The sequence below is a fragment of the Legionellales bacterium genome, assembly GCA_026125385.1.
Classification (GTDB): Bacteria; Pseudomonadota; Gammaproteobacteria; order JAHCLG01; family JAHCLG01; genus JAHCLG01.
In genome coordinates this window covers 1-4,362 of record JAHCLG010000058.1, presented here as the reverse complement: position 1 = coordinate 4,362, position 4,362 = coordinate 1, and the positions used below count along the sequence as shown (strand labels likewise).

Sequence of the window (4,362 nt, the reverse complement as noted above, 5' to 3'; positions counted from 1 at the left end):
ATGCCCTAATTGTGTGATAAGATGTGACGCTTAACATAACCCGTACCATTCAATAAGGGCATATCACAGGAGATTTAACCATGCATAACCAACCCAATAAAGTGTTAAAAGGATTAACCTATCTTATTAACATCATTGGCATCATCAGTGCGATCCCAGTCATGCTCTACATTGCCAAGCCTGATTTTTTTTCAATTTGGTTTTTTACTTTAGGATTTATGGTACTTCTAGCTTTCCCCTATTTTTTATTCCTGCTCATGAACCATTGCGCAAATAAAAAGGCCTTACAATCCACCATTATTTTCTTTGCTAGTTTAATTGCGCTTATTTATGCGGGTTGCCTGTTTTATTACGGTTTTGTGATGAATGCCCAAGGACAAAATGGATTATTTTTATTATACGTTCCCATTGCTCAGATTGGATTGGCGGTGCTGGTGGCTATCCTCACCTGCAAAATGGGTAAAAACTGTTGTCCTAAACATTAAAAGTTACCAATACACTAATGACTAATTCACATTACACTGCTAGCGAAATTATTCAAAAAAAACGCGATGGCCAGGTATTATCTGCAGATGAAATCCAGTACTTTGTCGCAGGATTAACCTCGGGCACTATTAGTGATGCGCAAATTGCGGCGTTTGCCATGGCGGTATTTTTTCGCGATTTAAATTTAGCGGAACGCGTGGCATTCACGCAACAGTTTACTCAATCCGGTGAAGTATTAAATTGGTCTCATTTAAATTTACCAGGCCCCATTGTCGATAAACATTCAACGGGCGGTATTGGAGATAAAGTCAGCTTAATTTTAGTACCGTTAATGGCAGCGTGCGGAGCCTTCATGCCTAAAATGTCAGGTCGGGCATTAGGTCACACCGGCGGTACGCTGGATAAAATGCTGAGCATTCCCAATTATAATCCGTATCCAAATAAAGCGTTATTAGAAAAAGTTATCCAACAAGCTGGCTGTGCCATTATCGGGCAATCGCAAACATTTACACCGGCCGATAAAAAATTATATAGCCTTCGTCATCAAACTAGCACCATCGATATTCAAGCCTTAATCGTAATTTCTATCATTGCCAAAAAACTGGCGCTAGGTTGTGATTTTTTAGTTTTAGAAACCACTTACGGCAGTGGCGCATTAGTCCAAGATAAAGCGGAAAGTTTACAATTAGCCCAAGCATTACTCGCCGTCACCCAGCAATTGAATTTACCCACTAGCGCGTTATTAACCAATATGGATCAATGTTTGGGAAATAATATGGGGAATTCATTGGAATTAATAGAAACGTTTGATTTTTTAACCGGAAAAACCCGTGATCCGCGTTTATTAGCCAGTGTCACTGAGTTAGCCTGTGAATTATTAATATTAAGCGGTTTACAATCTTCTCATGCCAGTGCGTTAACTCAGGTTCTCCAACAATTAAATAACGGCACAGCGACAGAACATTTTGCTAAAATGATCCACCTACTCGGTGGACCTCATGATTTGCTAGAAAAGCCCCGTCATTATTTACCCGAAGCCCCTTTGATTAAACCCGTTTACCCTATATCTTCGGGATTTATTCACAATATCGATGCTCGCGCCTATGGAATTATTTTAGCCCATTTAGGCGGGATGGCGAATAGCACAAGCGATGCCATCGATTACGCCGTGGGTTTGAGTGACGTAAAAGGATTAGGTGAGTTTGTGGATAGTCATGTTCCTTTAGCCTTGATCCATGCCCGCAACGAGCAAGATTTAGTACTGGCCCAATCATTATTACAAAATGCTATTGCGCTTTCCGCAACGAAGCCCGAAATAACACCCGTGATCAGCGAAAAAATTACCTTAACCCATAGCTGTAACCTGGATTGAGCAAAACGAAATCCAGGATCAAATTTAAAAAAATAATTTTAAACTAAGAACCTAACATACAAGAATCTATTTTTAGGAAACCAGCATCATGACGATGATTAAATTGTGGAAAAATGTAATTGTTGTAATTAATTTTTTAGTATTCAACATCACATTTGCCTCGACGCACATAATATCAGTGGATAAACTCCTCACCCAAAAAACCATACCCTATGCTGAGCGCGCTTTTTGGTATGAAAAATTACGCTGGCCTGCGGACTGCGAACACGATTATTCGGCAATGGATGATGATTATAAAAAAACCAATGGCGCAGGACTTGCCTTCTGGAAATTATCTCATCAACGCTATTTAATTCAAGTACTCTGCGCGCTAAGCGCCACGCAACCCAGTTATATTTTTATGATCTATACTCCGCATCAACATCCCACCAGCACGTTATTATTATTTAAATCTTACGATGGTAAAACCGCCGTTAAGGATTATTATATCGGAGGAATTCCCACGTTTGATGCTAAGACTCAAACGCTCATGGTCGAGAGCAAAAGCAGTGCCTGCGCGCACAGTCGATTGATCTATCAATTCGACGATCAAAAAAATCAACCTGTGCTCCGCAAACAAATAGATAGCAATCTCTGCGACTAAACTATCACGCTAATAAAGCATTCGCTGTAGGCAAATTGTCTAATTTTAATGTCTCTCGTGGAATAGGAGCCACTTGATGTCGCGTCCGTTCCCAACGTTTGCTAGAAGACCATTCGGATAAATAGACATGATCGCGAATAGCAAAGCAGGCTGTCACCACATGATTTAATTGATCTTCACTTAATTCAGCAGCAATCGATAACCGTAATAATGACCGATTTTTTGCCGTGGCGGGTTCCCAAAACACCGAACCATATACGCCCTGTTTTTGTAATAAATCGTTTAATAAATTGGTATGTTTAATTAACCCTGCTTCTAAAGCCATAATTTGCGATTGACTTTCTGAAACATTGTAACCCAAATTTAATAAATGATTTCTTAAATAACGTGCGTTTTGTTGACAACGCGTACGTCGCCAGGATTCTTCTTTGACCACATCAATGGTTGCGCTAAAGGCATCGGCTTCATGCGGCAGCACGGCAATGCTAAAAATGGTGGGTCGCGATTCAAAACGAATATATTCAATATGACGTGAGCTACCCGCAATAACACCACCTCGACCACAAAATGCTTTACCTAAACTCGCGGTGCGAAATTGAACTTTGTCTAACAAGCCCAATTCGGCCACTAGACCCTCGCCATTCACGCCATGTGTCCCCAAGGAATGGGATTCGTCGACTACTAAAATACACCCATAACGCTCACTAATTTCTGCAAAGTCATTAAGAGGTGCAATATCGCCGTGTGTGCTATACAGCGATTCAACTAAAATCACCCCTTTCCCATGTCGTTGAATTAAATATTCTAACGATTCAGGGTTATTATGACGAAATGTATACGCCGTGGCATTCGCCGAGGTAATCCCTTCACGCAAGGACATATGACCCATCATATCCACATACACGGGCGTGTCGCGATCGGCGATGGATTGAATTAAACCTGTGTTGGCTATCCAGCCTGATTGACATAATAAAACATCTTCGCAACCTAAAAACTCCGCCATTTTCACTTCAAATTTGCGTTGAGGCGATTCATCCGATTGAAAAACACTCGACATGACCAGGCCATTGCCTTGAGTTAATAAACTTTCGGCGTGGGCTTGCACAATTTTTGGGTGATTGGCGATGGATAAATAATCGCAACTACACAACGTTACTGCATTGACTTGGGGGATACGACATTTTCCAATTAAGGGATGTCCGCCCTCTTCAGGCTTGGGGATACGATTTTGGTAGTAATTAATGACGCGTTTACGTAGAAATTCCGGTTCTGTAGTTATAGCGTGAAGCTTATCAACAGGGATAGTGATCTTATTCATAGTATGCTGCCCTCGTGCCAGTAATATTTGATATTGCTGGTAATCCATTTTATTAGAGCATGTTGACAACTTTACTTAGTTTGGCGAATTAGTGTTTTCAATCTTAAGCATTACGACAGTCAACACGCCATTCTTTAGTACGTGTTAACCTTCCAGAGTGCGAGTTTTTTCGCGTTGATTGTTGAAAAACCAACGGCTTATTCTCATCCGAGCGAAAGGTAAACACGCTCTACTGTTTTTGCGGAGCAGGTTCTAAAATTTATAACCATCCCTGTGAAACCTTAAGAAAACCTTAAGCAAAAACAATTTCTTAGTTGATATGTGCCACATTGATTACCCTAAGTCTTCTTTAAAAAAATTGCAATGAATTTCACATTTTTTCTCTGGAAAAAGGGGAGATTGATTATTTTTTGTTCTATACTCAAAACAATTAGGTTTTAGGCGAGGCGTCGAGTTAAAGATACGAAGGAGTGTATACTGAATACAATCCCTCCGTAGCTTTAGCTCGACAACAAAGCCTAAAATTCAAGTGTGAAGAGTATA

4 protein-coding genes are annotated in these 4,362 nt (G+C 40.4%); 3 read left to right on the top strand and 1 reads right to left on the bottom strand.

Annotated elements, in window-relative coordinates:
* The first annotated feature begins 80 nt into the window (after positions 1–80).
* From KIT27_12235 to KIT27_12225, 3 genes are all read left to right on the top strand, one after another.
* Complete coding sequence (locus tag KIT27_12235) at positions 81–485, top strand: hypothetical protein (GenBank protein MCW5590414.1); 405 nt, start codon at positions 81–83, stop codon at positions 483–485.
* Between the two features lie 17 nt (positions 486–502).
* Positions 503–1,858: a thymidine phosphorylase gene (locus tag KIT27_12230; GenBank protein ID MCW5590413.1), complete on the top strand. Its 1,356-nt coding sequence runs from the start codon at positions 503–505 to the stop codon at positions 1,856–1,858.
* Positions 1,859–1,946: 88 nt separating this feature from the next.
* Positions 1,947–2,501, top strand: coding sequence for a hypothetical protein (locus KIT27_12225; protein ID MCW5590412.1), 555 nt, complete (start codon positions 1,947–1,949; stop codon positions 2,499–2,501).
* Between the two features lie 4 nt (positions 2,502–2,505).
* Here the strand turns inward: KIT27_12225 and cqsA are convergent, their stop codons facing one another.
* Positions 2,506–3,819: a quorum-sensing autoinducer CAI-1 synthase gene (cqsA, locus tag KIT27_12220; GenBank protein ID MCW5590411.1), complete on the bottom strand. Its 1,314-nt coding sequence runs from the start codon at positions 3,817–3,819 to the stop codon at positions 2,506–2,508.
* Positions 3,820–4,362 lie beyond the last annotated feature (543 nt).